The following is a 25,180-nucleotide window of genomic DNA, read 5'->3' as shown; positions in this document are numbered from 1 at the left end:
GCCTTCGTGCGTGGCGGTGTGCCGACGGCGGTCCGCAGTGCGTCAGCGACGGCGATTCCGCCGCGAAACTGTGCGTTCGCGAAGGGGTGTGCGGCGATCGATGGGCCACCTGCCGCGGGGCGTGGCCCGGTCGGCGCCGCTTCAGTCCGCCGGGGCGTCCACCAGCACGGTGCGCCGGGGATTGGCGGTGCGCGCGGGGAGTTCGACGTCCGCGCCCGTCTCCTGGAGCCCGGTGTACTCCCGCGCTTCGGTCGCCTCGTGTGCGGCGACGGCCTCGGTCGTCAGCTCGTCGGCGTCCTTGAGGTGCGCCAGCGTGGTGCGGCGCGGGTTGGCTATGTTGTGCATGGTCAAGGTGGACTTCACTGGTGCCCTTACCTCGCTCGGGTTGTCACTTGGGTACGTTGTGTAAAGGCCGAGAGTAGGCCCGCTATTCCCACTTGAGACGTGACGTAGGCAACGTGGAACATGTGAGTTTGCTCACGAGCCCGTTACCAAAAGCGACATAAGGAATCACGGAATCCGGAGCCTTAACCGGACAGAGCGGGCTTACGGCGCAATACGCACTCACCGCTTGCGAGTTGGGCACCCTGTGCAGCCAGGATCCCCGTGGGGAAAAGTCCGGAATTTCCGGCGCCTTTTCTACTCCGCGTGAGGGTTGATGAGCGAAAAGTGACCGGCCTCCACGGGTTATCCACAGCCCTTGTTGGAGATCCGGCACTGTGCTGGAATTCCCCGGACCGCCGCACGACGAAACAGACCGGCGCGCGTCAGGCGCAGTACGGCGCCGCGCGACGGAGATGAGGGACGCGCCGGTCATCACGACCGCCAGGGGGGCCTTGGAACCCCCACGACTCGATACCGTCCCGCCGTCACAAGCGGGGGGACGCCTGGTCCAGAGGTTGCGACGCTAGTGCAGGGACGTTTCAAGAGGGATGGCAGCGCCGAGGGGGACCCGGAGGCGCGCGGCTCGGCCGACCGAGGGCCCCAGCCCCAGCATGCCCAGGAGGGTGCGCCCGGCGCGCCCTCCCAGGGTGCGAACGGCCCGTCCGCCGAGCTCCAGGGCCCAGGAGGCGCGGCCCCGGCCGGAGCCACGGGCAAACAGGGCAAGTCCGGGAAGTCGGGCAAGGCGTCCAAGGCTGAGAAGGCGGGTGGCGCGGGCAAGTCCGCCAAAGACGCCGCCACTCCCGTCGACGCCCCTCCCGACGTCGGCTCGCGCGTAGCCCTGCGCAACTGGCGCATCAGCACGCGGCTCGTCTCCCTGCTGGCCCTCCCGGTCGTCGCCGCCACCACGCTCGGCGGCATGCGTATCTCCAGCTCGCTCGAAAACGTCGACCAGCTCGACAACATGAAGCGGCTGACCGAGATGACGGAGCAGGCCACCGAGCTTGCCGCCGCCCTCCAGGAGGAGCGCGACCGCTCCGCCGGCCCCCTGATCAGCACGGGCAACGAGAAGGACGACCTGGTCGTCGCGCCCCGCGAGACGACCGACAAGGCTTTCCAGTCCTTCAAGGAAGCCTCCGGCGACATCGACGGCAGCGACAAGGTGATGGCGGGCGTCCAGTCGACCGTCCTGGACATCACCCGCCAGCTCAACGACATCAGCACGGTCCGCGAGCGCGCCTACGAGAACGAGAACTCCGTCTCCCAGACGGTCAACAGCTACAACCAGCTCATCGAGTCCCTCCTGTCCCTCTCCCAGGACATGGCGCAGGCGACGAGCAACTCGGAGATGATCCAGAGCACCCGCGCCCTGGCTGCCTTCTCCAGCGCCAAGGAGTACGCCTCCATCCAGCGCGCGATCATCTCCGCCGGTCTGGCGCACAAGCCGAACCCGCAGTTGTCCGAGAGCGACCGCCTCTACGCCAGGACCGCCACCGACAGTGAGAGCGCCGAGCTGGCCAGCTTCGGCCAGATCTACGGCGAGGAGAAGTACAACTCCCTCACCAAGGCGCTCGACGGCGGCGACGTCAACATCCAGATGGCGGACAAGTACCGCGACCGGATGCTGCACGGCCCCGGGGCGATCAAGAAGCAGAACCGCACCTTCGTCGACTGGATGGACCAGGACGCCTCCAAGATCGACGCCATGCGCAAGATCGAGCGCACCCTGCTGGCCAAGATGGAGCAGCAGGCACGCGAGCTGCGCTCCGAGGCCCAGCGCGAGGCGTTCATCAGCGGTGCCGCCATCCTCCTCGTCCTCGGTATCTCCCTGGTCGGCGCCTTCGTCGTCGCCCGCTCCATGGTCCGCTCGCTGCGCCGCCTCCAGGACACCGCGCAGGACGTCGCCCGCAAGCGGCTGCCCGAGCTGGTCAAGCAGATGTCCGAGGCCGAGCCGCAGGATGTGGACACCTCCGTCGAGTCCGTCGGCGTGCACAGCCGGGACGAGATCGGCAAGGTCGCGTCGGCGTTCGACGACGTCCACCGCGAGGCGGTCCGGCTGGCGGGCGAGCAGGCGCTGCTGCGAGGGAACGTCAACGCGATGTTCACCAACCTCTCGCGCCGCAGCCAGGGCCTGATCCAGCGTCAGCTCTCGCTCATCTCCGAACTGGAGTCCCGCGAGGCCGACCCCGACCAGCTCTCCTCGCTCTTCAAGCTCGACCACCTCGCCACCCGCATGCGCCGCAACGGCGAGAACCTGCTGGTTCTCGCCGGCGAGGAGCCCGGCCGCCGCTGGACGCGCCCCGTCCCGCTGGTCGACGTCCTCCGTGCCGCCGCCTCCGAGGTGGAGCAGTACGAGCGCATCGAGCTGAACTCGGTGCCCGCCACCGAGGTCGCGGGCCGTGTCGTCAACGACCTCGTCCACCTGCTCGCCGAGCTGCTGGAGAACGCCACCTCGTTCTCCTCGCCGCAGACCAAGGTCAAGGTCACCGGTCACGCCCTGCCCGACGGCCGGGTCCTGATCGAGATCCATGACACCGGCATCGGCCTCTCGCCCGAGGACCTTTCCGCGATCAACGAGCGGCTGGCCAACCCCCCGACGGTGGACGTGTCCGTCTCCCGCCGCATGGGTCTGTTCGTGGTCGGCCGCCTGTCCCTGCGGCACGGGATCCGGATCCAGCTGCGCCCCTCCGACTCCGGCGGCACGACCGCACTGGTCATGCTCCCCGTCGACGTCGCCCAGGGCGGAGCGCAGGGCCCCAAGGGCAGGCCCGGCGCCACGAGCGGGCCCGGCGGTCCCGGTGCCGCGCCCCCGCCCCGTGCCCAGAAGGGCGGCAACCTCGCCGCGGCCCTCCAGCGCGGCCCGCAGAACGGCGCCCCTGGCGCCCCGGGCCTCGGCGCGGGCGCGGGTGCCGGCGCGACCTCCCGGCTGGGTGCCGTGCCGCCGCGCGGCCAGGTGTCCGGCAACGCGCAGCGTCCCGCACTGCCCGGCACCGGGGGAGCCTCCGGCGGTCAGGGCGGCTCCGGCGCCGGGAACGTCAACTTCTTCGGCGCACCGCCCTCCCCGCCCGGCCCCGGCCAGGCACCCGGCAGCCCCAGCAACCCGTCGCTGCCCGCAGGCGGCGGCCCGGCGGCCGAGCTGCCGGGCGGCGCCCCCCAGGGTGGCGGCCAGGACGGCCCGGGAGACACGAGTCAGTTCCCGCGTATCAGCCCGGATGGTCCTGGTCAGTCGGGTCAGTACCCGCAGCCGGGTGGTCCGGATGGTTCGGGTCAGTCGGGTCAGTATGGGCAGCCGCGTCCGGATGGTCCGGGGAATACGGGTCAGTTCGCGCTTCCCCAGGTGGGTGGGCCTTCGGAGACGGGGGAGTTTGCCCAGCCGGGTGGTTCCTCCGCGGGCGGTCAGGGTGGTCCGGGAGACACCAGCCAGTTCCCGCGTATCAGCCCGGATGGTCCTGGTCAGTCGGGTCAGTACCCGCAGCCGGGTGGTCCGGATGGTTCGGGTCAGTCGGGTCAGTATGGGCAGCCGCGTCCGGATGGTCCGGGGAATACGGGTCAGTTCGCGCTTCCCCAGGTGGGTGGGCCTTCGGAGACGGGGGAGTTTGCCCAGCCGGGTGGTTCCTCCGCGGGCGGTCAGGGTGGTCCGGGCGACACGAGTCAGTTCCCCCGTATCAGCCCGGACGGCCCCGGCCAGTCGGGCCAGTACCCGCAGCCGCAGCAGCGAGGCGGCCCGGACGGTCCCGGCCGGACCGGCCAGTATCCGCAGCCCCAGCAGCCCGCACAGCCGTCCGCGCAGGGACGCTCCTCGGACACGGGTGAGTACCCCCAGCCCGACGGGCCCGGCAGCACCGGCCAGTTCGCCCGTCCGTCGTACTCGGACCTCGGCGTCCCCGGCAGCGCCGCCGGACGCCCCGGCGGTCCCACGGGCGCCGGGCAGGGCGACGCCGAGCAGGGCCGTCCCAGCTGGGCCAGGGCCGAGCAGGGCCCCGGCGGCGAGGACACGCCGCGCGGACACGACGAGTCGGACACCACGGGCGAGCACGCCCGGCCCGGCTACACGGGACCGGGCGGCGTCCCGGGCGAAGGCCAGGACGCTCTCGGCGGCCCGGGCGATCCCCAGCACGCCCCCGCCGACGGCATACCCTCTGGCCCGCCGGCCCCGGCCGACGCGCCGACGCCGATCTTCGCGTCCATGGAGTCCAACTGGTTCCGGGGCGGAGGCCAGGCACAGCCCCCGCAGCCCCCGCAGGACGCGGCACCCGGCCCGGCCCAGCAGCGGCAGCAACAACAACAGCCGCAGCAACAGCCGCACCAGCAGCAGTCGCACCAGCCGCCGCCTCAGCGGCCCCAGCCGCAGCAGCCCCCGCAGCAGACCCCGGCCCAGCAGCAGCCCCAGGCTCCTGCCCCGCGCCCGGGCCAGCCCGCGGCGGCCGTCCCCCCGATGCCCCAGCGCCAGGCGGCGCGGGGCGCCTCGGAAGGCGGCACCCCGTCCCACGCCGCCAACCCGGCCGACACCGGAGCCAATTGGGGGGCCGCGCCCAACGACGAGCGCTGGCGCCGGGCCGAGCAGGTCCGGCAGCCGGCGGCGGGCGGAGTCACCACGTCGGGCCTGCCGCGCCGCGTGCCCCGCGCCAACCTGGTCGCGGGCACCGCACAGCAGCAGTCCTCCGCACAGTCCGGACCGCAGATCTCGCGCTCGCCCGACGACGTGCGGGGGCGGCTGACCAATCTCCGCCGCGGTATCCAGCAGGGTCGCCAGGCCGGTACGGATGGCAACGGCCTTGGTCCCACTTACCAGCAGGAGCGTTAGTTGAGTCCGATGAGCCAGGCGGCGCAGAACCTGAACTGGTTGATCACCAACTTCGTGGAGAGCACCCCAGGGGTGTCGCACACGGTGGTGGTCTCAGCCGACGGACTTCTGCTCGCGATGTCCGAGGGCTTCCCGCGTGACCGCGCCGATCAGCTGGCAGCGGTGGCCTCGGGGCTGACCTCCCTCACCGCAGGAGCCTCCCGCATCTTCGAGGGCGGGGTGGTCAACCAGACGGTGGTGGAGATGGAGCGTGGCTTCTTGTTCATCATGTCCATTTCGGACGGCTCCTCCCTCGCCGTCCTCGCCCACCCCGAAGCGGACATCGGCCTGATCGGCTATGAGATGGCCCTGCTGGTGGACCGGGCCGGAACGGTACTGACCCCGGATGTCCGTGCGGAGCTCCAGGGGAGCATCCTCAACTGACCGTTACGCTCCCCCCACTTGAGCACCACAGTCCGCCAGCCGACCACATGCCTCGCTCGGAGGAGCCATGACCCCGCCGCCCGCCTCGCCCGACCCGTACGGCGTGCCCAATCCTCACGCGTCGTACGGGGGTGAGGGCGACCAGCCGCTGGTGCGCCCCTACGCCATGACGGGCGGGCGTACCCGGCCGCGTTACCAGCTGGCCATCGAGGCCCTGGTGAGCACCAGCGCGGACCCGATGCAGCTCCAGGGGCTGTTGCCCGAGCACCAGCGGATATGCCACCTGTGCCGGGAGGTCAAGTCGGTCGCGGAGGTCTCCGCGCTGCTCGCCATCCCGCTCGGTGTGGCCCGGATCCTCGTCGCCGACCTCGCCGAGGCCGGAATGGTGGCCATCCACCAGCCCGGCGGCGGCTCGGAGCCCGGCGGCGCCCCCGACGTGACCTTGCTGGAAAGGGTGCTCAGTGGACTTCGCAAGCTCTAGCCCGCAGATGGACCCGGCCGGGCGCCAGCCGGCCCCGCCAGTGGGCCCCATGGGCTCCATGGGGCAGGCGAGCCAGCAGGGTTATGGCATGCCCGCGACGGGACGCTCCACCACCTCGGCCAAGATCGTGGTGGCCGGTGGCTTCGGCGTGGGCAAGACGACCTTCGTCGGCGCGGTCTCGGAGATCAACCCGCTGCGCACCGAGGCCGTCATGACCTCCGCGTCCGCGGGTATCGACGACCTGAGCCACACCGCGGGCAAGACCACCACGACGGTGGCCATGGATTTCGGCCGTATCACCCTCGACGACGACCTGATCCTTTATTTGTTCGGTACGCCGGGTCAGGACCGTTTCTGGTTCATGTGGGACGACTTGGTGCGCGGTGCGATCGGCGCTGTCGTGCTGGTCGACACCCGTCGTCTCGCGGACTGTTTCCCGGCGGTCGACTATTTCGAGAACAGCGGTCTGCCCTTCGTCATCGCCCTCAACGGCTTCGACGGACATCAGCCCTACACCCCGGAAGAAGTCCGCGAAGCCCTCCAGATCGGCCCGGACACACCGATCATCATCACCGACGCCCGCCACCGTGCCGAGGCGAAGAGCGGGCTGATCACCCTCGTGGAGCACGCGCTGCTCGCCCGCCTCAAGTAGCGCGCCCGGCGCGCGTACCCGGGAGCTTCGGGGGGCGTGCCGGGGCTCGGCCGCGCGAGGCCGCGCCCACAGCCGGACGGGGATCCGTCCGGCCACCGACGCCAGAGCGCCGGTGGCCGGCCGGAGGCGGCCCGCCTTCAGCGGCTGTGTTCTTCGCCATGTCCGGCCTCGCCTTCATAACGTTTCGACAGACAATTACGCCCGCGTGAACACGACAGGCGAGCAGAACGTCTCGCTCTGCGCACGAAACCGAGGCCATTTGGCGCACCACGGCCCCAATGCCCTTTTTTTCATGCCCGCCTTCCATCTCCCTCCGTATTCGTCAAGTGTTTTGAGTGAACGGCCCTGACGTGCTGGAATTCGCCTGAACTCAGCAGTAGTCCAAAGCGCAAGCTGACCAGGGGGCGCCGAGCGCCGAGAGGTGAGAAGTCGAGTGAGGCGATCCAGGACGGGAACGCCGGGCCCAGCAGACGGGGGACCGGGCGGGTCGAGGGGGAACTTCACCCCGCCGTCGCGCGCCGCCGCGCCGCAGGGGCCACATGCGACGATGCCTTCGGCGGCACAGACCGGCAGCGGCAGCAGAATGTCGGTGCGCAACTGGCGGGTGCCCACCCGGCTGAACGCCATCTTGCTCATACCCGTGCTCGTCGCCCTCGTCTTCGGCGGCTTCAAGGTCGAGTCCGACTTCGAGACCTGGCAGGACGCCAAGCAGGCCCAGCGCACCGCCCAACTGGTCGAGGCCGCCGCCGACTACGGCAACGCCCTCATCGACGAGCGTGACCGCACCGCCGAGCCCCTCCTCAAGGGCCGCCGGAACGACCCCGAGGTGCGCAGCGCCCGCGGCGCGACGGACCGGGCGGCCAAGAAGTTCAAGAGCGCCGTCTCCCATCTGCCGGAGAACCCTGGCCTCAAGCGCCGCCTCAAAGGCTTCGAGAAGGTCGAGCCCCGGCTGCCGGTGCTGCGTGAGAGCGCGTACACCAAGGACCTGAGCGGGGTGGAGACGGAAGAGGGCTACGTCACCATCCAGCACCCGCTCATGGAGTTCGCCAACGAGCTGGGGCTGGGCACGGGCAACGTCACCTCCTACGGCCGCACCGTCTACGCGATCTCCCTGGCGAAGGCCGCCGAGTCGCTCCAGCGGGGCGTCGGCGTCCATCTGCTGGTCGATCCGGGGACGGGCAAGAGCAAGAAGCAGCAGCTCACCGCGCTGGCCTCGTACCACTACCTGGAGCGCATCGCGCTGGGCGAGTACACCTCCGGCGGGCGCCCGGAGGACGTCGAGCTGCTCAAGAGTGAGACGGCCAAGGCCAAGGAGGCGGGCCGCAAGCGGGTCGACGACGCCAAGGACGACGCCACGTCCAACGGCAAGCGGTTCGTCGCACCGCCCTCCATGAACAAGATGGTCGAGACCATCGGCAGCGGCACGGGCCCGCGCAAGCTGCGCTCGGAGGGCATCACCACCGAGAGCTGGTTCGCCACCTCCACCGGTACCTTCGACGCCTACCGCGCCATCGAGAAGCAGCTGACGCGGCACGCGGTCGATGAGACCGAGCAGATCGCCTCCGACGCCCGCCGCAACGCGATCATCAACTCCGCGATCGTGCTGATCGCGCTGCTGTTCGCCTTCGTCATAGCCGGCCGGATGGCCCGCTCGATGAGCCGCAGCATGCGGAGCCTGCGCACGGCGGCCTTCGACGTCGCCGAGCAGCGGCTGCCGATGCTGGTCGACCAGCTCTCCCGCACCGATCCCGGCCGGGTGGACACCCGCGTCCAGCCCATCCCCCTCACCAGCCGCGACGAGATCGGCGAGGTCGCCCGCGCCTTCGACCAGGTGCACCGCGAGGCCGTACGGCTCGCCGCCGAACAGGCGCTGTTGCGCGGCAACGTCAACGCGATCTTCACCAACCTCTCGCGCCGCAACCAGGGCCTCATCGAGCGCCAGCTCGGGCTCGTCTCCGAGATGGAGAACAGCGAGGCCGACCCGGACCAGCTCGAAAACCTCTTCCGGATGGACCACCTCGCCACGCGCATGCGCCGCAACGGCGAGAACCTGCTGGTCCTCGCGGGCGAGGAGCCGGGCCGCCGCTGGACGGAGCCCGTCCCGCTGGTCGACATCCTGCGTGCCGCCTCCTCCGAGGTGGAGCACTACGAGCGCATCGAGGTCTCCGGGATCCCCGAGACCGAGATCCACGGCCAGGTCGTCAACGACCTCGTGCACCTGCTCGCCGAGCTGCTGGAGAACGCGACCTCCTTCTCCTCGCCGCAGAGCAAGGTGCGCGTCACCGCGACCCGGCTGCCCGACGGCCGGATGATGATCGAGATCCACGACAAGGGCATCGGCCTGACCGCCGAGGACTTCGCGGACATCAACCACAAGCTGGCCAACCCGCCCACCGTGGACGCCTCGATCTCCCAGCGCATGGGCTTGTTCGTGGTCGGCCGCCTCGCCGACCGGCACAGCATCCGCGTCCAGCTGCGCCCCTCCGGCGAACAGGCGGGCACCACCTCGCTGGTGATGCTCCCCGACGCCATCACCCACGGCGGTGGCGGCGAGGAGAGGCCCGAGGAGGAGTTCTCGGTCTCGCGGATCGTGCCCGAGCAGCCGGGCATCCAGCCGGCGGCCCCGCCCCCCGTCGACTCCTCCCCGTCGGCCGCCGAACTCGGCTTCGACGACTCGCGCTACGGCACCCCCGAGGACCTCTCCTCGCTCGGTCCCGTGGGCCGCTCCCGGCGGCGCGAGGAGCGCCGTGCGGCGCTGGAGGTCCAGCAGCGGGACGAGACCCCCCAGCTCCCGGCCCGAGGGAGCGGTGAGCAGCAGTACGGGCCCGGTGGACAGCCCCAGGAGCTGCCCTACGGGCTCAACGGCCAGGACTACCCCCAGCAGCCGTACGGCCGGCCCCAGCCGCCGCAGCCGCACGATCCCTACGCGCAGCAGCAGGGGCAGCCCTACGGCGGGCAGCCCGCGCAAGCCCCGTACGGGCAGCCGGCGGACGCGGCGTACGGGCAGCAGCCCGAGGCGGCGGGGTACGAGCAGCCGTACGAGACCGGCGCCGGGCCGTACGACAAGCCCGCCCTGTCGCCCTACGCGCAATCCGCCGAGCAGCCGGCCCTGGGTCCGGTCCCGCCCCAACATGCTGCGTACGAAGGTCAGTACGCCTCGCAGCAACCGGAAGCGGAATCTGCTCCCGGCACTCCCGACGGGGAGCAGGACCGCGTAGGCTTCGACCGTCCGGGTCCCCTCCCGAGCAGCTACCGCTCCACTACCGACGCTGGTCTTCCGCGTCGTGAGCCGGGGCGACCGCAGCAAGAAGGGGCTCAGGCAGCGCAGCACCAGGCCCGTTCCGACGGCCCGGGCACCTCGCCCGAGCAGGCGGCACAGCCGCGGTCACAGGAGGAAACCGGAACCCACCGGCGGTCTCCCAACGACGAACGCTGGGACAGGGCGGGACAGCTGCGTGATCCGCAGGCCGGCGGCGTCACCTCGTCCGGCCTGCCGCGGCGGGTGCCCAGGGCCAACCTGGTCGAGGGCGCCGCGGAAGAGAGCCCGCAGAGTGGCCCTTCGGTCTCTCGCGCACCCGAGGACGTGCGCGGCAGACTGAGCAACCTGCACCGTGGCGTCCGCCGAGGACGCACAGCGGGCGACGCCAACCAGAATGACCGACAGGGCTTCGGCCCCGGCAGCACCTACGATCAGGAGCGTTAGTGTGAGCCCGATGAGCCAGGCGGCGCAGAACCTGAACTGGTTGATCACCAACTTCGTGGACAACACCCCAGGGGTGTCGCACACGGTGGTGGTCTCAGCCGACGGACTTCTGCTCGCGATGTCCGAGGGCTTCCCGCGTGACCGCGCCGATCAGCTGGCAGCGGTGGCCTCGGGACTGACCTCCCTCACCGCAGGAGCCTCCCGCATCTTCGAGGGCGGCTCGGTCAACCAGACGGTGGTGGAGATGGAGCGTGGCTTCTTGTTCATCATGTCCATCTCGGACGGATCTTCCCTCGCTGTCCTCGCCCACCCGGAGGCCGATATCGGTCTTGTCGGATACGAGATGGCGCTGCTTGTCGACCGTGCCGGAAATGTCCTCACCCCGGACCTGCGTGCCGAGCTACAGGGCAGTCTTCTCAACTAGGACGCAAGAGCCGGACGACAGTGCACATCGCGTCCGGGCACCATAAAGTGCGGGGACGCGGTGCCGAGCAGGAGCGTTGAGAGAGCAGGGACAGCCCCAAGACGCATCGGACCGTATGTCCGTGAGCCGGAGGAGGAAACGTGGCAACGCCCCCAGGAGGTCCGTCGTCGTACGACAGCGGCCCACAGCAGCAGCCGCAGGACGACCAGTCCGCCGCCGCAGCTGGGGACGCGCCTTTCCTGAACCGCTTCAACTTCCCCTCCGCGCCCAGCGAGTCCGTGCAGACCTCCTCGCCGCAGCCGCCAGCCCAGCCCCGGCCGCCGCACCGCACGCGGCCGTCGCAGCGGCTCCAGCAGCCGCAGTCCCCGCACTCCGGGCAGCAGCAGGGGCAGTACCCGCAGGGGCAGCAGGCGCAAGCGCAGTACCCGCAGGGGCAGCCCCCGCAGCCCCCGTACGGCCAGCAGCCCCAGCACGATCCCCAGTACCAGCCGCACCAGCCGCAGCACTCCCGCATCCAGCCGGTGCAGCCCACGCACGGTGAGGAACCCGGCACCGCCGACGACGGTGATCACTACTCGCCGCCGCAGCAGCCTCTGGTCCGCCCGTACGCCATGACGGGTGGCCGGACCCGTCCCCGCTACCAGCTCGCCATCGAGGCGCTGGTGCACACCACGGCCGAAGCCGCACAGCTCCAGGGCCAGCTCCCGGAGCACCAGCGGATCTGCCGCCTGTGCTACGAGATCAAGTCGGTCGCCGAGATCTCCGCACTCTTGACCATCCCGCTCGGCGTCGCCCGGATCCTCGTCGCCGACTTGGCCGAGGCCGGACTTGTCGCCATCCACCAGCCCGGCGGCGAGACGACCAGCGCCGACGGCCAACCAGACGTGACACTGCTCGAAAGGGTGCTCAGTGGACTTCGGAAGCTCTAGCGGCGGGCCCGTCGGGGGTACGACAGCCCGCTCCACGACCTCCGCGAAGATCGTGGTGGCCGGTGGCTTCGGCGTGGGCAAGACGACCTTCGTCGGCGCGGTCTCGGAGATCAACCCGCTGCGCACCGAGGCCGTCATGACCTCCGCCTCGGCAGGTATCGACGATCTGACCCACACCGCGGACAAGACCACCACGACGGTGGCCATGGACTTCGGCCGTATCACCCTGGACCAGGACCTGATCCTGTATCTGTTCGGTACGCCGGGTCAGGACCGTTTCTGGTTCATGTGGGACGACTTGGTGCGCGGTGCGATCGGCGCTGTCGTGCTGGTCGACACCCGTCGTCTCGCGGACTGTTTCCCGGCGGTCGACTATTTCGAGAACAGCGGTCTGCCCTTCGTCATCGCCCTCAACGGCTTCGACGGACATCAGCCCTACACCCCGGAAGAAGTCCGCGAAGCCCTCCAGATCGGCCCGGACGCCCCGATCATCATCACCGACGCCCGCCACCGCGCGGACGCGAAGAGCGCCCTGATCACGCTGGTCGAACACGCCTTGATGGCCCGCCTGCGCTAAAACCAGCCCCTCCGGGGGCACCTCCCGGCCGACGGCCGGAAGAGTTCGAGGAGCGGGGGCAAGAGGGTGGAGCCCCCGGAAGAAGTGGGAAGGCGGGGTCCCCCCGGCCGAAGGCTGGGGGAGGGGCAGGGGCAATAATCCCAAGGCCCGCCCCCACGGCGAGTGGAATACGCTGGGGCGTCAGGCCCAAAGAGCACCCCAGCGAAGGACAGACCCCCGTGCGCATCGCCAGATTCTCACTAGACGGAACCGTAGGTTTCGGCGTGGTCGAGGGAGACGCCTCCACAGAAGGCGGCCCCGTCCTGGACATCATCAAGGGCCACCCCTTCGCGGACTTCGAGCGCTCGGGCCAGAAACTCCCGCTGGACAAGCTCCGCCTCCTGCCCCCCATGCTCCCCAACAAGGTCGTCGCGATCGGCAGGAACTACGCCGAGCACGCCAAGGAGCTGGGCAACGAGGTCCCGGAGACCCCTGTCGCCTTCTTCAAGCCCTCCACCTCGGTCATCGGCACGGGCGACCCGATCGTGTACCCGTCCTTCTCCTCCGAGGTGCACTACGAGGCCGAGCTGGCCGTCGTCATCGGCCGCCTGTGCAAGGACGTGCCCCGCGAGCGCGTCAAGGACGTCATCATGGGCTATACCTGCGCCAACGACGTCACCGCGCGCGACATCCAGCGCAGCGAGAAGCAGTGGGCCCGCGCCAAGGGCTTCGACAGCTCCTGCCCGCTGGGCCCCTGGATCGAGACGGAGCTGGACCCGGCCGACCTCGGCATCATGTGCACCGTGAACGGCGAGCAGCGCCAGCTCGGCCGCACCAGCGAGATGGTGCGGTCCATCGAGGACCTCATCGTGCACATCACCGAGGCGATGACTCTCCTGCCGGGCGACGTCATCCTCACCGGCACCCCCGCGGGTGTCGGCCCCCTGAACGTCGGCGACGAGGTCGCCGTCACCATCGAAGGCATCGGCACTCTCACCAACAAGGTGATCAAGCGTGACTACTGAGTTCTCCCGGGGGACGCCCCCCGGACCCCCAGCCGGACAGGCAGGCCACACCGGGGGCCGGGATCGACAGAGCGAGGCGGCTCCCGGTGGGGGGGCCACGGGCACGGACGTCCGTGTACGTTTCTGTCCCTCCCCGACCGGCAACCCCCACGTGGGGCTGGTCCGCACAGCCCTGTTCAACTGGGCGTACGCCCGCCACACCGGCGGCACCCTGGTCTTCCGCATCGAGGACACCGACGCGGCACGCGACTCGGAGGAGTCCTACCAGCAGCTCCTGGACTCGATGCGCTGGCTGGGCCTCGACTGGGACGAGGGCCCGGAGGTGTCCGACGGCGGCTTCGTCGCGGGGGGCGGCCCGCACGGCCCCTACCGCCAGTCCCAGCGGATGGACATCTACGCGGACGTCGCCCGCAAGCTGCTGGAGGGCGGCTACGCCTACCCCTGCTACTGCACCGCCGAGGAGCTGGAGCAGCGCCGCGAGGCCGCCCGCGAGGCAGGCCGCCCCTCCGGCTACGACGGCCGGTGCCGAGAGCTGACCGGCGAGCAGATCGCCGCGTACGAGGCCGAGGGCCGCAGCCACGTCGTCCGCTTCCGCATGCCGGACGAGCCCGTCACCTTCACGGACCTGGTCCGCGGCGAGATCACCTTCCAGCCGGAGAACGTGACCGACTACGGCATCCTGCGCGCCAACGGTGCCCCGCTCTACACGCTCGTCAACCCGGTTGACGACGCGCTGATGGACATCACCCACGTGCTGCGCGGCGAGGACCTGCTCTCCTCCACCCCGCGCCAGATCGCCCTCTACAAGGCACTCACGGAGCTGGGCGTCGCCAAGCGGATCCCGGAGTTCGGGCACCTGCCGTATGTGATGGGGGAGGGCAACAAGAAGCTCTCCAAGCGCGACCCGCAAGCCTCCCTCAACCTCTACCGCGAGCGCGGCTTCCTGCCCTCGGGGCTGCTCAACTACCTTTCCCTCCTTGGCTGGTCGATCTCCGAGGACCGCGACATCTTCTCCATGGACGAGATGGTCGCCGCCTTCGACATCCACGACGTCAACGCCAACCCGGCCCGCTTCGACCTGAAGAAGTGCGAGGCGATCAACGCCACGCACCTGCGCGAGCTGCCGGAGAAGGACTTCATCGCGGCCTGCGAGCCGTGGCTGAAGGCCCCGTACGCGCCGTGGCCCGAGGCGAACTTCTCCCAGCGGGCGTTCGAGGAGCTGGCTCCCCTGGCCCAGACCCGCCTCACGGTCCTGGCCGACATTACCGACAACGTCGACTTCCTGTTCCTGGACGAGCCCGTCGAGGACGAGAAGTCCTGGCAGAAGGCGATGAAGGAGGGCTCGGCCGACCTCCTGCGCACGGCGCGCGCCAAGCTCGACATCGCCGACTGGACCTCGCCCGAATCCCTCAAGGAGGCGGTCCTGGGCGCCGGCGAGGAGCACGGCCTCAAGCTCGGCAAGGCCCAGGCCCCGGTCCGCGTGGCCGTCACCGGCCGCACGGTCGGCCTCCCGCTCTTCGAGTCCCTCCAGGTCCTGGGCAAGGACCGCACCCTGGAGCGCATCGACGCGGCACTGGCGAAGCTGGCCGCGCAGCCGGGCTGAGCCGCCACACGCCGCAAAGGGGCTCCGGAACGACTCCGGAGCCCCTTTCGCGCGCACCGGCTCAGATCTGACCAGCAGCCGAGCCCACACGGCCTTGCCCACGACGCGGCGCCCGGCGCCCCATTGATCAGCCGAGGGCGGTCGAACCAGGCCGCCCGGAAGGGAGATTGCCGGGTGACGTCGTCGGCTCGGCCCGCAAGTACCCGCGACCGGAGCGGTATCCGAACGTCTTCGGCTGCGGGGGGACGGCCCCGCCCTTGGGGTGGCTGCGGACATGCGGGACCTCTTCGCCCGCGGCGTCCGACGCCACGCACACGCCCGCCGCTGAGGCCTGGTCGGCGGTGGAACTCGTTTTGGAGCACTGACCCCCATCGGGTAATGTTCTTCCTGTCGCCGAACGGGGCAGGCCGCACAGGCCAAGCCGAAGGTGACAATCCAAACAAAATCCCCATCGGGGGTTGCGTTTTGGTGGGCTATGGTGTAATTGGCAGCACGGCTGATTCTGGTTCAGTTAGTCTAGGTTCGAGTCCTGGTAGCCCAGCACGATCCGCACTTTGCGAGATCGAGGCCCCCGTTGTGTAGCGGCCTAGCACGCCGCCCTCTCAAGGCGGTAGCGCCGGTTCGAATCCGGTCGGGGGTACGGATCCGTCACAGGATCAGCTAGGGCCCCCGTTGTGTAGCGGCCTAGCACGCCGCCCTCTCAAGGCGGTAGCGCCGGTTCGAATCCGGTCGGGGGTACTCGATCAACGAAGGCCCCGCACTCCAGGTGCGGGGCCTTCGTCATGCCGCGCCCAAGCCCCCGGAGGGGCGGGCGGCAGGGGGTCAGCTGGGCCGCCGCAGGGACTCGCTCAGGCGGGCCGCCGCGTCGACGATGGCCTGGGCGTGCATGCGGCCCGGGTGGCGGGTCAGGCGCTCGATGGGGCCCGAGACGGAGACGGCGGCCACCACGCGGTTGGAGGGGCCGCGTACAGGTGCGGAGACGGAGGCGACGCCCGGCTCGCGCTCACCGATGGACTGGGCCCAGCCCCTGCGCCGTACGCCCGAGAGCGCGGTCGCGGTGAAGCGGGCGCCCTGGAGACCGCGGTGCAGCCGCTCGGGCTCCTCCCAGGCCATGAGGATCTGCGCGGCCGAGCCTGCCTTCATCGGCAGCGTCGAGCCGACCGGGACGGTGTCGCGCAGCCCGGAGAGCCGCTCGGCGGCGGCCACGCAGATCCGCTGGTCGCCCTGGCGCCGGTAGAGCTGTGCGCTCTCGCCGGTCACATCCCGTAGGTGGGTGAGCACGGGGCCGGCCGAGGCCAGGAGCCGGTCCTCGCCCGCCGCCGCTGCCAGCTCCCCGAGCCGGGGGCCGAGTATGAAGCGGCCCTGCATGTCGCGGGCCACCATGCGGTGGTGCTCAAGGGCCACCGCCAGCCGGTGCGCCGTGGGGCGCGCGAGACCGGTCGCTCCGACCAGCCCGGCGAGGGTGGCCGGACCGGACTCCAGAGCGCTCAGTACCAGAGCCGCCTTGTCGAGAACGCCGACGCCGCTAGAGTTGTCCATGCGTCGATACTCGCGTCTCAGAGTGTGAAACGCAAGTTCAATTTTCCGGGCCACCCGCCAACCTTGGGGTACGGCCGCTTTTTCTTGGGGGTCCCCCCGGCCGAAGGCTGGGGGAGGAACTGATCTCGACATGTGGTCGGCAGTGCTGCCGGCTGGAGGGAAATCGATGGGACGCACACTCGCGGAGAAAGTCTGGGACGACCATGTCGTCAGGCACGCGGAAGGCGAGCCGGATCTTCTCTTCATCGATCTGCACCTGATCCACGAGGTGACCAGCCCGCAGGCGTTCGACGGGCTCCGCAAGGCGGGGCGGGCCGTGCGGCGTACGGATCTCACCATCGCGACCGAGGACCACAACACCCCGACCCTCGACATCGACAAGCCCATCGCCGACCCGGTCTCGCGCACCCAGTTGGAGACCCTGCGCAAGAACTGCGCGGACTTCGGCGTACGGCTGCACCCGCTGGGCGACGTCGAGCAGGGCGTCGTGCACGTCGTAGGGCCGCAGCTGGGGCTGACCCAGCCCGGCACGACCGTGGTCTGTGGCGACAGCCACACCTCCACGCACGGCGCCTTCGGCGCACTGGCGTTCGGGATCGGCACCTCCCAGGTCGAGCACGTGCTGGCCACCCAGACGCTGCCCATGGCCCCCTTCAAGACCATGGCGGTCACCGTCAACGGCGAGCTGCCCGAGGACGTGACGGCCAAGGACCTGATCCTCGCGGTCATCACCAAGATCGGGACCGGCGGCGGCCAGGGCTATGTGATCGAGTACCGAGGCGAGGCCATCGAGAAGCTCTCGATGGAGGCCCGGATGACGATCTGCAACATGTCCATCGAGGCCGGCGCCCGCGCCGGGATGATCGCCCCGGACGAGACGACCTTCGCCTACGTCGAGGGCCGCGAGCACGCCCCCGAGGGCAAGGACTGGGACGACGCCGTCGCCTACTGGAAGACGCTGCGCAGCGACGAGGACGCGGTCTTCGACCACGAGGTCGTCATCGAAGCCGGCGAGCTGGCCCCCTTCGTGACCTGGGGCACCAACCCCGGCCAGGGAGCGCCGCTGTCCGCCTCGGTGCCCGACCCCGCCTCCTTCGCCGACGAGAGCGCCCGCTTCGCCGCCGAGAAGGCGCTGGAGTACATGGGTCTGAGTGCCGGTCAGCCGCTGCGTGAGGTCGGCGTGGACACCGTCTTCGTCGGCTCCTGCACCAACGGCCGTATCGAAGACCTGCGTTCGGCCGCGGCCGTACTGGAGGGCCGTGAGGTGGCCGAGGGCGTACGCATGCTGGTGGTGCCCGGCTCCGTACGCGTCGCGCTCCAGGCCGTGGAGGAGGGACTGGACAAGGTGTTCACGGCCGCCGGCGCCGAATGGCGGCACGCCGGATGCTCGATGTGCCTGGGTATGAACCCCGACCAGCTCCAGCCGGGTGAGCGCGCCGCCTCCACCTCCAACCGCAACTTCGAGGGCAGGCAGGGCAAGGGCGGACGCACCCATCTGGTCTCGCCGCAGGTCGCGGCTGCGACGGCGGTGCTGGGGCACCTGGCCTCGCCGGCCGACCTGACCGACGTACGCGAGCCCGCCGGAGTCTGAGGACCGAGGGGAAAGACGGAGACTGACATGGAAGCTTTCACCACCCACACCGGCCGGGCCGTCCCGCTGCGCCGCAGCAATGTCGACACCGACCAGATCATTCCGGCGCACTGGCTGAAGAAGGTCACCCGCGACGGCTTCGAGGACGGGCTCTTCGAGGCGTGGCGCAAGGACCCGGCCTTCGTGCTGAACCAGAGCGTTCACCAGGGGGCGACCGTGCTGGTCGCCGGGCCTGATTTCGGTACGGGCTCCTCCCGCGAGCACGCGGTCTGGGCGCTCCAGAACTACGGCTTCAAGGCCGTGATCTCCTCCCGCTTCGCCGACATCTTCCGGGGCAACTCGCTGAAGAACGGCCTGCTCACGGTCGTCCTGCCGCAGGAGACGGTCGAGGCGCTGTGGAAGCTGACGGAGGCCGACCCGGCCACCGAGGTGACCGTCGACCTGGTCCGGCGCAAGGTTCTCGCGCCAGGCGTCGACGCCGACTTCGAGCTGGACGAGAACGCCCGATGGCGGCTGCTGGAGGGGCTGGACGACATCAGCCTCACCCTGAAGAACGAGGACACCATCGTCGAGTTCGAGGCATCCCGCGCGGCGTTCAAGCCCCGCACACTCCCGGTCTGAGTACCCCTCAGAAGCCCTGTCGCGCCCCCGTCGATCCGGCGGGGGCGCGCTGCTGCGTCCGCACACGCGTGCGTTAACGATTGACGTGAATTAGTCTTGAGCGCCGGTTCCTTTCGTACTAGGGAACGGTGCCGCTCGCGACCCGCTCGCAGGCGACGCGCAGGAGCGCCAACTACGGTCGCGGCCAGCGGTGTTGGTGCCGCTCCTGCCACTCGACGGCCATATGAAGACCCGCTGGAAGCGACAACTCATCCCAGATGGCACAATCACCGCATGGAACGCGACGGTCAACTGGAGCTCTACGACCGACTCGCCGCCCGGCTCAAGGAAGCGCATACCCGGGTTCGCGCCTCGCAAGTCCCGGAGAGCGCACGGGTCACGCTGACCCGGAAGCTGCTCGTCATCACCGCGGCTTCGAAGCACGATCTCGCCGATGCGGAACGGCGTCTGGAGCGCCTGATGACCGACATCGACGAGGGACGATTCCCTGCGGGGCACGGGGACGTGCCCGTTGACGGAACTCCTTGAAGGTCGAGTTCGTTGCGGCACAAGGGTGATTCGCCCGTTTCGTGTTTGATTTGCGGTATATATCTGCCTAACGTGCGAAAAAGCTTGAACACATTCGTTCCAGCAATGTCTCCGAAGGGGAAGACGTGAACAAGGCGCAGCTCGTTGAAGCAATCCAAGACCAGCTCGGCGGACGTCAGCAGGCCGCAGACGCGGTAGACGTCGTTCTGGACGCCATCGTCCGTGCGGTCGTGTCCGGTGAGCGTGTTTCGGTCACCGGTTTCGGCTCTTTCGAGAAGGTCGACCGCCCGGCCCGTTACGCCCGCAACCCGCAGACGGGCGAGCGGGTGCGGGTCAAGAAGACCTCCGTTCCGCGCTTCCGCGCGGGCGCGGGCTTCAAGGACCTGGTGAGCGGGACCAAGAAGCTCCCGAAGAACGATGTGGCCGTCAAGAAGGCCCCCAAGGGCAGCCTCTCCGGTGGCACCGCCACCAAGAAGGCCACGGCCAAGAAGGCGTCGGCGAAGAAGGCGACGGCCAAGAAGACCACCGCCAAGAAGGCCACCCCGGCCAAGAAGACCGCGGCGGCGAAGAAGACCACCGCCAAGAAGGCCACGACCGCGAAGAAGTCGGCGGCGGCCAAGAAGAGCACCGCCAAGAAGACCACCGGTGCCAAGACCGCCGCGGCCAAGAAGACCACCGCCAAGAAGGCCCCCGCGCGCAAGACCACCGCCAAGAAGGCTCCGGCGCGCAAGACCGCGGCGCGCAAGACCACCGCCAAGAAGGCCGCCTCACGCAGGCGATAAGGCCGACAGGGCCGAGAAGAAGAAGGCCGCCCCCACCGGGCGGCCCGCGAGAACGCGGCACACATGCCGCACGCGGCAGCGCCGGGCCGGGCTCCCTCGGGGGAGCCCGGCCCGCGGCCGTTCAGGGCCCCGTCGCTCCGGTCACGCCGCCGTCACATCGTCTGGAGCGTCACGAAAGTGACCCGGCGGGAGTCGCCCTCGCCGTCGGTCTCGATGCGCACCCGCTGGCCGGGCCGCAGCAGCCGCAGGCCGCCCGCGTCGAAGGCGGCGGCGTCGAAGGGGAGCGGGGTTCCGTCATCCAGCAGGACACTGCCGGAGCGGGACGCTTGGTCGTAGGTGTATGCCGTGGCCTGCATACCCGCAGCCTAACGGCCTCAGCCCGGCACGGGTCCGGCCAGAAGCGCCGAAGTGAAGGCGCCCACGCCCAGCGCGAGAGCTGTACGCAGATCGTCCGGCGTATCCACGTCCTGCCGCATGCCCGGCACCTCGGAAATGTCCAGCTCCACGGCTCCCGAGGCCCGGTGCCTGGCCCGTGAAGGACCGCCGAAAGCAGGGGAGAGCGGGACCGGTGGGAGGGCCGAGAGGAACGTCGTACCGATTTCCGCCGCATCTGGGAGAAAAGCGCGGGGAAAGCGAGCGGCCCTATTCAGAACTCGCTCCAATTCGTCCGGGCGCAGCGCGGGAAGGTCCGCGTTCAGCGCCGCGACGGCGGCCGAGGGGTCACCGGAGCGTGCGACGCGTGCACCGTGCGTGAGCGCCGCGTTGAGCCCGGCGCCGGGTGCGTCGGGCACAGCCCGCGCCCCCAGCGCCGTCAGCTCGCCGGCGGCCAGCGCGTCGTCCGTGACAACCACCACACGGCGCACCGCCGGACTCGCGAGGGCCGCACGGACCGTGTCCTGCGCGAACGCCAGCGCGAGGCCGGGCAGGGGGGTGCCGGCCGCCGCGCCGGCGAGCCTGCTCTTGGCCCGTTCCAGAGGCTTCAGCGGCACCACGAGGGTCCATGCCACGGGCGTCACATGTGGCTGCATCGGCCCCATTCTCGCCTGCTCCCCACGCGGTGCGGAGGCGGTGGGGTTACGGTGTGCACGACAGCGGGGGACAGACAGTGTGCTCGACACGGGAGCACTACGCAGCGACACTTGTGCGGTTGTCGATTCGCCCCCAGAGGAGATGGTGTCCGGGTGTCCCGCCATGTTGCGTCTGCTCCGGGAGCAACCACCGGCCCGCCGGCCGGGAAAGCAGACCAAAAGGGGGCGAGCAATGCCGGGGAGTGACCAGAAACCCAGGAAGGTCGGCTTCTGGTACCGCTTCGCTGCGGTAATGGTGAAGCCGCCGCTCGTGCTGCTCTTCAAGCGGGACTGGCGCGGAATGGAGCATATTCCACAGGACGGCGGCTTTATCACCGTCGTCAATCACAACTCGTATCTCGACCCGCTCTCCTACGCGCATTACCAGTACAACACCGGCCGGGTGCCCCGCTTCCTGGCCAAGGTGGGGCTGTTCAGGGGCGGCTTCGTCGGCGCTGCCATGCGCGGCACCGGCCAGATCCCCGTCTACCGCGAGTCCGCCGACGCCGTGGGCGCCTTCCGCGCCGCCGTCGAGGCCATCGAGAAGGGCGAGTGCGTGGCCTTCTACCCCGAAGGCACCCTCACCCGCGACCCCGCGATGTGGCCCATGCCCGGCAAGACGGGTGCGGCCCGCGTCGCGCTGCTGACCAGGGCACCGGTCATCCCCGTCGCCCAGTGGGGCGCCAACCTCGCGATGCCGCCCTACGCCAAGGAGAAGAAGCTGCGGCTCTTCCCCCGCAAGACCCTCACCGTGCAGGCGGGCCCCGCCATCGACCTGTCGGCCTTCTACGACTGTGAGCCGACCGCCGACGTGCTCCGCCAGGTCACCGACGTCATGATGGACGCCGTCACCGAACAGCTCGCCGGCATCCGCGGGGAGCCCGCTCCCGCCGAGCGCTACGACCCGCGCAAGGCGGCAGTACGCAGACGCGAGCAGCGCACCACGCAGCACAAGCAGCGACAGCACCAGCACACGCAGCCCGACCAGGCGCCGGCCGGGGCCGAGGCGGCGGAGGGAGAGAAGAACGCGTGAGGAAAGCCGCCGTATTCGGCACCGGCTCCTGGGGCACCGCCTTCGCGATGGTGCTCGCCGACGCCGGCTGTGAGGTGACCTTGTGGGGGCGCCGGGCCGAAATCGTCGAGGCGGTCAACAGCACGCGCCGCAACCCCGCCTACCACCCCGGCACCGAACTCCCCGAGGCCGTACGCGCCACCACGGATCCTGCCGAGGCCGCCCGGGACGCGGAGTTCACCGTCTTGTCCGTCCCCTCCCAGACGCTGCGCGGCAACCTGGAGGAATGGGCGCCCCTCCTGCACCCGGGCACCGTGCTGGTCTCGCTGATGAAGGGTGTCGAACTCGGCACGGCCAAGCGCATGAGCGAGGTCATCGAGGAGGTCGCCCGGATCCCCGGCGACGACGGCGCGCGCCGGGCGGCCGGGAAGGTCGCCGTGCTGACAGGGCCCAACCTCGCCCGCGAGATCGCCGCCCGGCAGCCGGCCGCCGCCGTCGCCGCCTGCGCGGACGAGGAGGCGGCGCGTGCCCTCCAGAGCGCCTGCCACACCCCGTACTTCCGGCCCTACACCAGCACCGACGTGGTCGGCTGCGAGCTGGGCGGCGCCGTCAAGAACGTCATCGCGCTCGCCGTTGGCATCGCCGACGGCATGGGCCTGGGCGACAACTCCAAAGCGTCGCTGATCACCCGGGGCCTGGCCGAGACCACCCGGCTCGGCCTCGCCATGGGCGCCGAGGCCCACACCTTCGCGGGGCTGGCGGGGATGGGCGACCTGGTCGCCACCTGCTCCTCGCCGCTGTCGCGCAACCACACCTTCGGCACCAACCTGGGCCGCGGCATGACGCTTCAGGAGACGATCGCGGTCACGAAGCAGACGGCCGAGGGCGTCAAGTCCTGCGAGTCCGTGCTGGACCTGGCCCGCAGGCACGGGGTGGAGATGCCCATCACCGAGACCGTCGTCGGCATCGTCCACGATGGCAAGCCGCCGCACGTCGCGCTGAAGGAACTCATGTCGCGCAGCGCCAAGCCCGAACGGGCCTGAGACCCGGACGGCCCGGAGTTCCGACGGGTCCTGAGACCCGGACGGCCCCGAGTCCCGAACGGCCTGAATCCCGGCCGGACCCAAGTTCCGAACCGGCCTGAAACCCGAACGGACCTGAGCGCGGAACGGACCCGAACCCCGAACGGACCTGCCCGGAGCGTCCGCCGGGCAGTGTTGGGACAAAGCGGTAAAGTCCCAGCGTTATGAGCAGCCACAGCCCCTCCCAGAAGCCTCGGGTCGCCGTCGTCTTCGGCGGACGCAACTCGGAGCACGCGATCTCCGTCCTCACGGCAGGTTCCGTGCTCGGCGCCATCGACCGCGACAAGTACGAGGTGCTGCCGATCGGGATCACGGCGGACGGACGCTGGGCGCTGGCTGCCGACGATCCGGCGCGGATGGCGATCGAGGACCGCAGGCTGCCCAGCGTGGAGGACCTGTCCGAGTCCGACACCGGCGGGGTGCTGCTCCCCCTCTCGCCGGACAGCCGGGAGGTCGTCCACACCGAGCCGGGCCAGGTGCCCAAGGCGCTGGGCGAGGTCGACGTCGTCTTCCCCGTGCTGCACGGCCCCTACGGCGAGGACGGCACGCTCCAGGGGCTGCTGGAGATGTCCGGGGTCCCCTATGTCGGCGCGGGCGTGCTGGCCTCGGCCGTCGGCATGGACAAGGAGTACATGAAGCGGATCTTCACCTCCTTCGGGCTGCCCATCGGCCCCTACATCACCATCCGCCCCCGAGAGTGGGAGGTGGACCCCTCAGCGGCCCGCAAGAAGATCGTGGACTTCGCGGGCGAGCACGGCTGGCCGGTCTTCTTGAAGCCCGCGCGAGCCGGGTCCTCCATGGGCATCTCCAAGGTCGACGACCTGTGCGCGATCGACGAGGCGGTCGAGCAGGCCCGGCGGCACGACCCGAAGATCGTCGTCGAATCGCTGCTGCGCGGGCGGGAGATCGAGTGCGGGGTGCTGGAGTTCGAGGACGGGCCGCGCGCGAGCGTGCCCGCCGAGATCCCGCCGGTCGGCGAGCACGACTTCTACGACTTCGAGGCCAAGTACATCGACTCGGCCTCCGGCATCGTCCCGGCCCCGCTCACCGAGGCGGAGACCGCGCGGGTGCGCGAGCTTGCCCTGCTCGCCTTCGAGGCGGCCTCCTGCGAGGGGCTGGTGCGGGCCGATTTCTTCCTGTGCGAGAACGGCGAGTTCGTCATCAACGAGATCAACACGATGCCGGGCTTCACCCCCATCTCCATGTACCCGCGCATGTGGCAGGAGAGCGGCCTCAGCTACCCCGAACTGGTCGACCGCCTCATCCAGGCGGCGCTGAACCGGTCGACGGGGCTGCGCTAGGGAGTGTCTTCAAAGTAGCGTCGTCCGCCCGGAGGGCGTGCCAGGCACCGCCGGGCAGACGGGACTTTGAAGACACGACCCAGGCGACCGTCCGAGGGCGGCGCCGTACGGAGCGGGCCGCCGGGGGACGGCTCATGAGGCCGGGGCACGGGCCCGGGTCAGCCCTCTTTCTTCTTCGGTACCGTCCGCTTGACCGCTTCGCTGAGGTCGGTCAGCGGGTTGACCTCGGGCGCGTAGTCGTCGGGGACGGTCACCTCCACGTACGCGACCTTGTCGGTGGTGGTGAAGCGATAGCCGCCCTTGCGCTGCTCGCTCAGCCATGGAACCCCGTTGACCTCCACCGCGTCGGACGTGGGGTTGTACTCTTCGTTGCCGGGAGTGAGCTTGGCGGGCTCGGCGACCCCACAGCGCAGTTCGACGGCCGGATCGCCCCATACGGCGGTGTAGTCGGACTCGGGCTCCGTGGTGCCGGACCGCTGCCCGTCCACCCGCTTCGGCAGTGCGTCGTGGAGTGCACGGCACGCTTTCGCCGCCCTGCCCGAAGGGCTGGGAGCTGCGGGGCCCGCGCTGTCGCCGGTGAACGAGCAGGCCGCCGTCGTCAGCGCCACAAGAGCGGTCACGGCAGCGGGAACAGCAGGAACGGTACGAGTGGAAGCCCGGCGTCGAGTGCTCACCG

General features: G+C 70.2%; 22 protein-coding genes and 3 tRNA genes. 20 read left to right on the top strand and 5 right to left on the bottom strand.

The features are described 5' to 3' along the window. Window positions 1-141 precede the first annotated feature (141 nt). On the bottom strand, window positions 142-363 hold the full coding sequence (locus OHB04_RS12445; RefSeq protein ID WP_326687741.1) for a hypothetical protein: 222 nt from the start codon (window positions 361-363) through the stop codon (window positions 142-144). Between the two features lie 547 nt (window positions 364-910). On the opposite strand from OHB04_RS12445, the gene OHB04_RS12440 reads away from it, so the two are divergent. The 13 genes from OHB04_RS12440 to OHB04_RS12380 all read left to right on the top strand — a co-directional run bounded on the left by OHB04_RS12440 (window position 911) and on the right by OHB04_RS12380 (window position 15,719). Beyond that, the gene (locus tag OHB04_RS12440) at window positions 911-5,185 is read left to right on the top strand and encodes a sensor histidine kinase (protein ID WP_326687740.1); all 4,275 of its coding nucleotides are present in this window, start codon (window positions 911-913) and stop codon (window positions 5,183-5,185) included. 9 nt (window positions 5,186-5,194) lie between these two features. Continuing rightward, the gene (locus tag OHB04_RS12435) at window positions 5,195-5,608 is read left to right on the top strand and encodes a roadblock/LC7 domain-containing protein (RefSeq protein WP_326692700.1); all 414 of its coding nucleotides are present in this window, start codon (window positions 5,195-5,197) and stop codon (window positions 5,606-5,608) included. 67 nt (window positions 5,609-5,675) lie between these two features. Continuing rightward, window positions 5,676-6,089: a DUF742 domain-containing protein gene (locus OHB04_RS12430; RefSeq protein WP_326687739.1), complete on the top strand. Its 414-nt coding sequence runs from the start codon at window positions 5,676-5,678 to the stop codon at window positions 6,087-6,089. 58 nt (window positions 6,090-6,147) lie between these two features. Beyond that, entirely contained in the window at window positions 6,148-6,741 is a 594-nt protein-coding gene (locus OHB04_RS12425) for a GTP-binding protein (RefSeq protein WP_405805720.1), read from the top strand. 433 nt (window positions 6,742-7,174) lie between these two features. After that, complete coding sequence (locus OHB04_RS12420; protein WP_442814824.1) at window positions 7,175-10,444, top strand: nitrate- and nitrite sensing domain-containing protein; 3,270 nt, start codon at window positions 7,175-7,177, stop codon at window positions 10,442-10,444. Between the two features lie 10 nt (window positions 10,445-10,454). Beyond that, entirely contained in the window at window positions 10,455-10,868 is a 414-nt protein-coding gene (locus OHB04_RS12415) for a roadblock/LC7 domain-containing protein (protein WP_326692699.1), read from the top strand. Between the two features lie 140 nt (window positions 10,869-11,008). Continuing rightward, window positions 11,009-11,797 (top strand): DUF742 domain-containing protein, encoded by a 789-nt coding sequence (locus OHB04_RS12410; protein WP_326807452.1) that lies wholly within the window; start codon window positions 11,009-11,011, stop codon window positions 11,795-11,797. Then, window positions 11,778-12,374 carry a GTP-binding protein gene (locus OHB04_RS12405; protein WP_326687735.1) on the top strand — a complete coding sequence of 199 codons (597 nt, stop codon included), beginning with the start codon at window positions 11,778-11,780 and terminating at the stop codon, window positions 12,372-12,374. Before OHB04_RS12410 ends, OHB04_RS12405 begins: the two co-directional genes overlap by 20 nt. Window positions 12,375-12,592: 218 nt before the next feature. Beyond that, entirely contained in the window at window positions 12,593-13,378 is a 786-nt protein-coding gene (locus tag OHB04_RS12400; RefSeq protein ID WP_326687734.1) for a fumarylacetoacetate hydrolase family protein, read from the top strand. Further along, entirely contained in the window at window positions 13,368-14,981 is a 1,614-nt protein-coding gene (gene gltX / locus OHB04_RS12395; RefSeq protein WP_405805725.1) for a glutamate--tRNA ligase, read from the top strand. Before OHB04_RS12400 ends, gltX begins: the two co-directional genes overlap by 11 nt. 469 nt (window positions 14,982-15,450) lie before the next feature. Further along, a tRNA-Gln gene (locus tag OHB04_RS12390) sits at window positions 15,451-15,522 on the top strand. Window positions 15,523-15,548: 26 nt separating this feature from the next. Then, window positions 15,549-15,621: transfer RNA gene (locus OHB04_RS12385), tRNA-Glu, on the top strand. Window positions 15,622-15,646: 25 nt separating this feature from the next. Next, window positions 15,647-15,719 (top strand) — tRNA-Glu (locus OHB04_RS12380). An 84-nt stretch (window positions 15,720-15,803) separates the two neighbouring features. Here the strand turns inward: OHB04_RS12380 and ndgR are convergent. Beyond that, a complete protein-coding gene (gene ndgR / locus OHB04_RS12375) occupies window positions 15,804-16,520 on the bottom strand; it encodes an IclR family transcriptional regulator NdgR (RefSeq protein WP_326687733.1) in 717 nt (238 codons plus the stop codon). 166 nt (window positions 16,521-16,686) lie between these two features. On the opposite strand from ndgR, the gene leuC reads away from it, so the two are divergent. The 4 genes from leuC (at window position 16,687) to OHB04_RS12355 (ending at window position 20,042) form a co-directional block, all read left to right on the top strand. Continuing rightward, window positions 16,687-18,111 (top strand): 3-isopropylmalate dehydratase large subunit, encoded by a 1,425-nt coding sequence (gene leuC, locus OHB04_RS12370; RefSeq protein WP_326687732.1) that lies wholly within the window; start codon window positions 16,687-16,689, stop codon window positions 18,109-18,111. Between the two features lie 27 nt (window positions 18,112-18,138). Beyond that, window positions 18,139-18,732 (top strand): 3-isopropylmalate dehydratase small subunit, encoded by a 594-nt coding sequence (gene leuD, locus OHB04_RS12365; RefSeq protein ID WP_326687731.1) that lies wholly within the window; start codon window positions 18,139-18,141, stop codon window positions 18,730-18,732. Window positions 18,733-19,005: 273 nt separating this feature from the next. Next, window positions 19,006-19,260, top strand: coding sequence for a hypothetical protein (locus OHB04_RS12360; RefSeq protein WP_326687730.1), 255 nt, complete (start codon window positions 19,006-19,008; stop codon window positions 19,258-19,260). Window positions 19,261-19,385: 125 nt separating this feature from the next. Continuing rightward, window positions 19,386-20,042: an HU family DNA-binding protein gene (locus tag OHB04_RS12355; protein WP_326687729.1), complete on the top strand. Its 657-nt coding sequence runs from the start codon at window positions 19,386-19,388 to the stop codon at window positions 20,040-20,042. A gap of 152 nt (window positions 20,043-20,194) precedes the next feature. Here the strand turns inward: OHB04_RS12355 and OHB04_RS12350 are convergent, their stop codons facing one another. Together OHB04_RS12350 and cofC are read right to left on the bottom strand one after the other, a co-directional pair. Continuing rightward, window positions 20,195-20,398 (bottom strand): hypothetical protein, encoded by a 204-nt coding sequence (locus OHB04_RS12350; protein WP_326687728.1) that lies wholly within the window; start codon window positions 20,396-20,398, stop codon window positions 20,195-20,197. A gap of 18 nt (window positions 20,399-20,416) precedes the next feature. Beyond that, complete coding sequence (gene cofC / locus OHB04_RS12345) at window positions 20,417-21,079, bottom strand: 2-phospho-L-lactate guanylyltransferase (protein ID WP_326687727.1); 663 nt, start codon at window positions 21,077-21,079, stop codon at window positions 20,417-20,419. Between the two features lie 223 nt (window positions 21,080-21,302). Here cofC and OHB04_RS12340 point away from each other — a divergent pair, with 223 nt between their 5' ends. From OHB04_RS12340 to OHB04_RS12330, 3 genes are all read left to right on the top strand, one after another. Then, window positions 21,303-22,142: a lysophospholipid acyltransferase family protein gene (locus OHB04_RS12340; RefSeq protein ID WP_326687726.1), complete on the top strand. Its 840-nt coding sequence runs from the start codon at window positions 21,303-21,305 to the stop codon at window positions 22,140-22,142. Continuing rightward, complete coding sequence (locus tag OHB04_RS12335; protein ID WP_326687725.1) at window positions 22,139-23,164, top strand: NAD(P)H-dependent glycerol-3-phosphate dehydrogenase; 1,026 nt, start codon at window positions 22,139-22,141, stop codon at window positions 23,162-23,164. Before OHB04_RS12340 ends, OHB04_RS12335 begins: the two co-directional genes overlap by 4 nt. Window positions 23,165-23,367: 203 nt before the next feature. Then, on the top strand, window positions 23,368-24,504 hold the full coding sequence (locus OHB04_RS12330) for a D-alanine--D-alanine ligase family protein (protein ID WP_326687724.1): 1,137 nt from the start codon (window positions 23,368-23,370) through the stop codon (window positions 24,502-24,504). A 158-nt stretch (window positions 24,505-24,662) separates the two neighbouring features. Here OHB04_RS12330 and OHB04_RS12325 read toward each other — a convergent pair whose 3' ends face one another. Beyond that, entirely contained in the window at window positions 24,663-25,124 is a 462-nt protein-coding gene (locus OHB04_RS12325; RefSeq protein WP_326687723.1) for a DUF3515 domain-containing protein, read from the bottom strand. Window positions 25,125-25,180: the final 56 nt, after the last annotated feature.

The organism is Streptomyces sp. NBC_01775 (assembly GCF_035917675.1).
Lineage (GTDB): Bacteria > Actinomycetota > Actinomycetes > Streptomycetales > Streptomycetaceae > Streptomyces.
The sequence above is the reverse complement of the archived record's forward strand: the minus strand, read 5'-3'. Positions and strand labels throughout refer to the sequence as shown.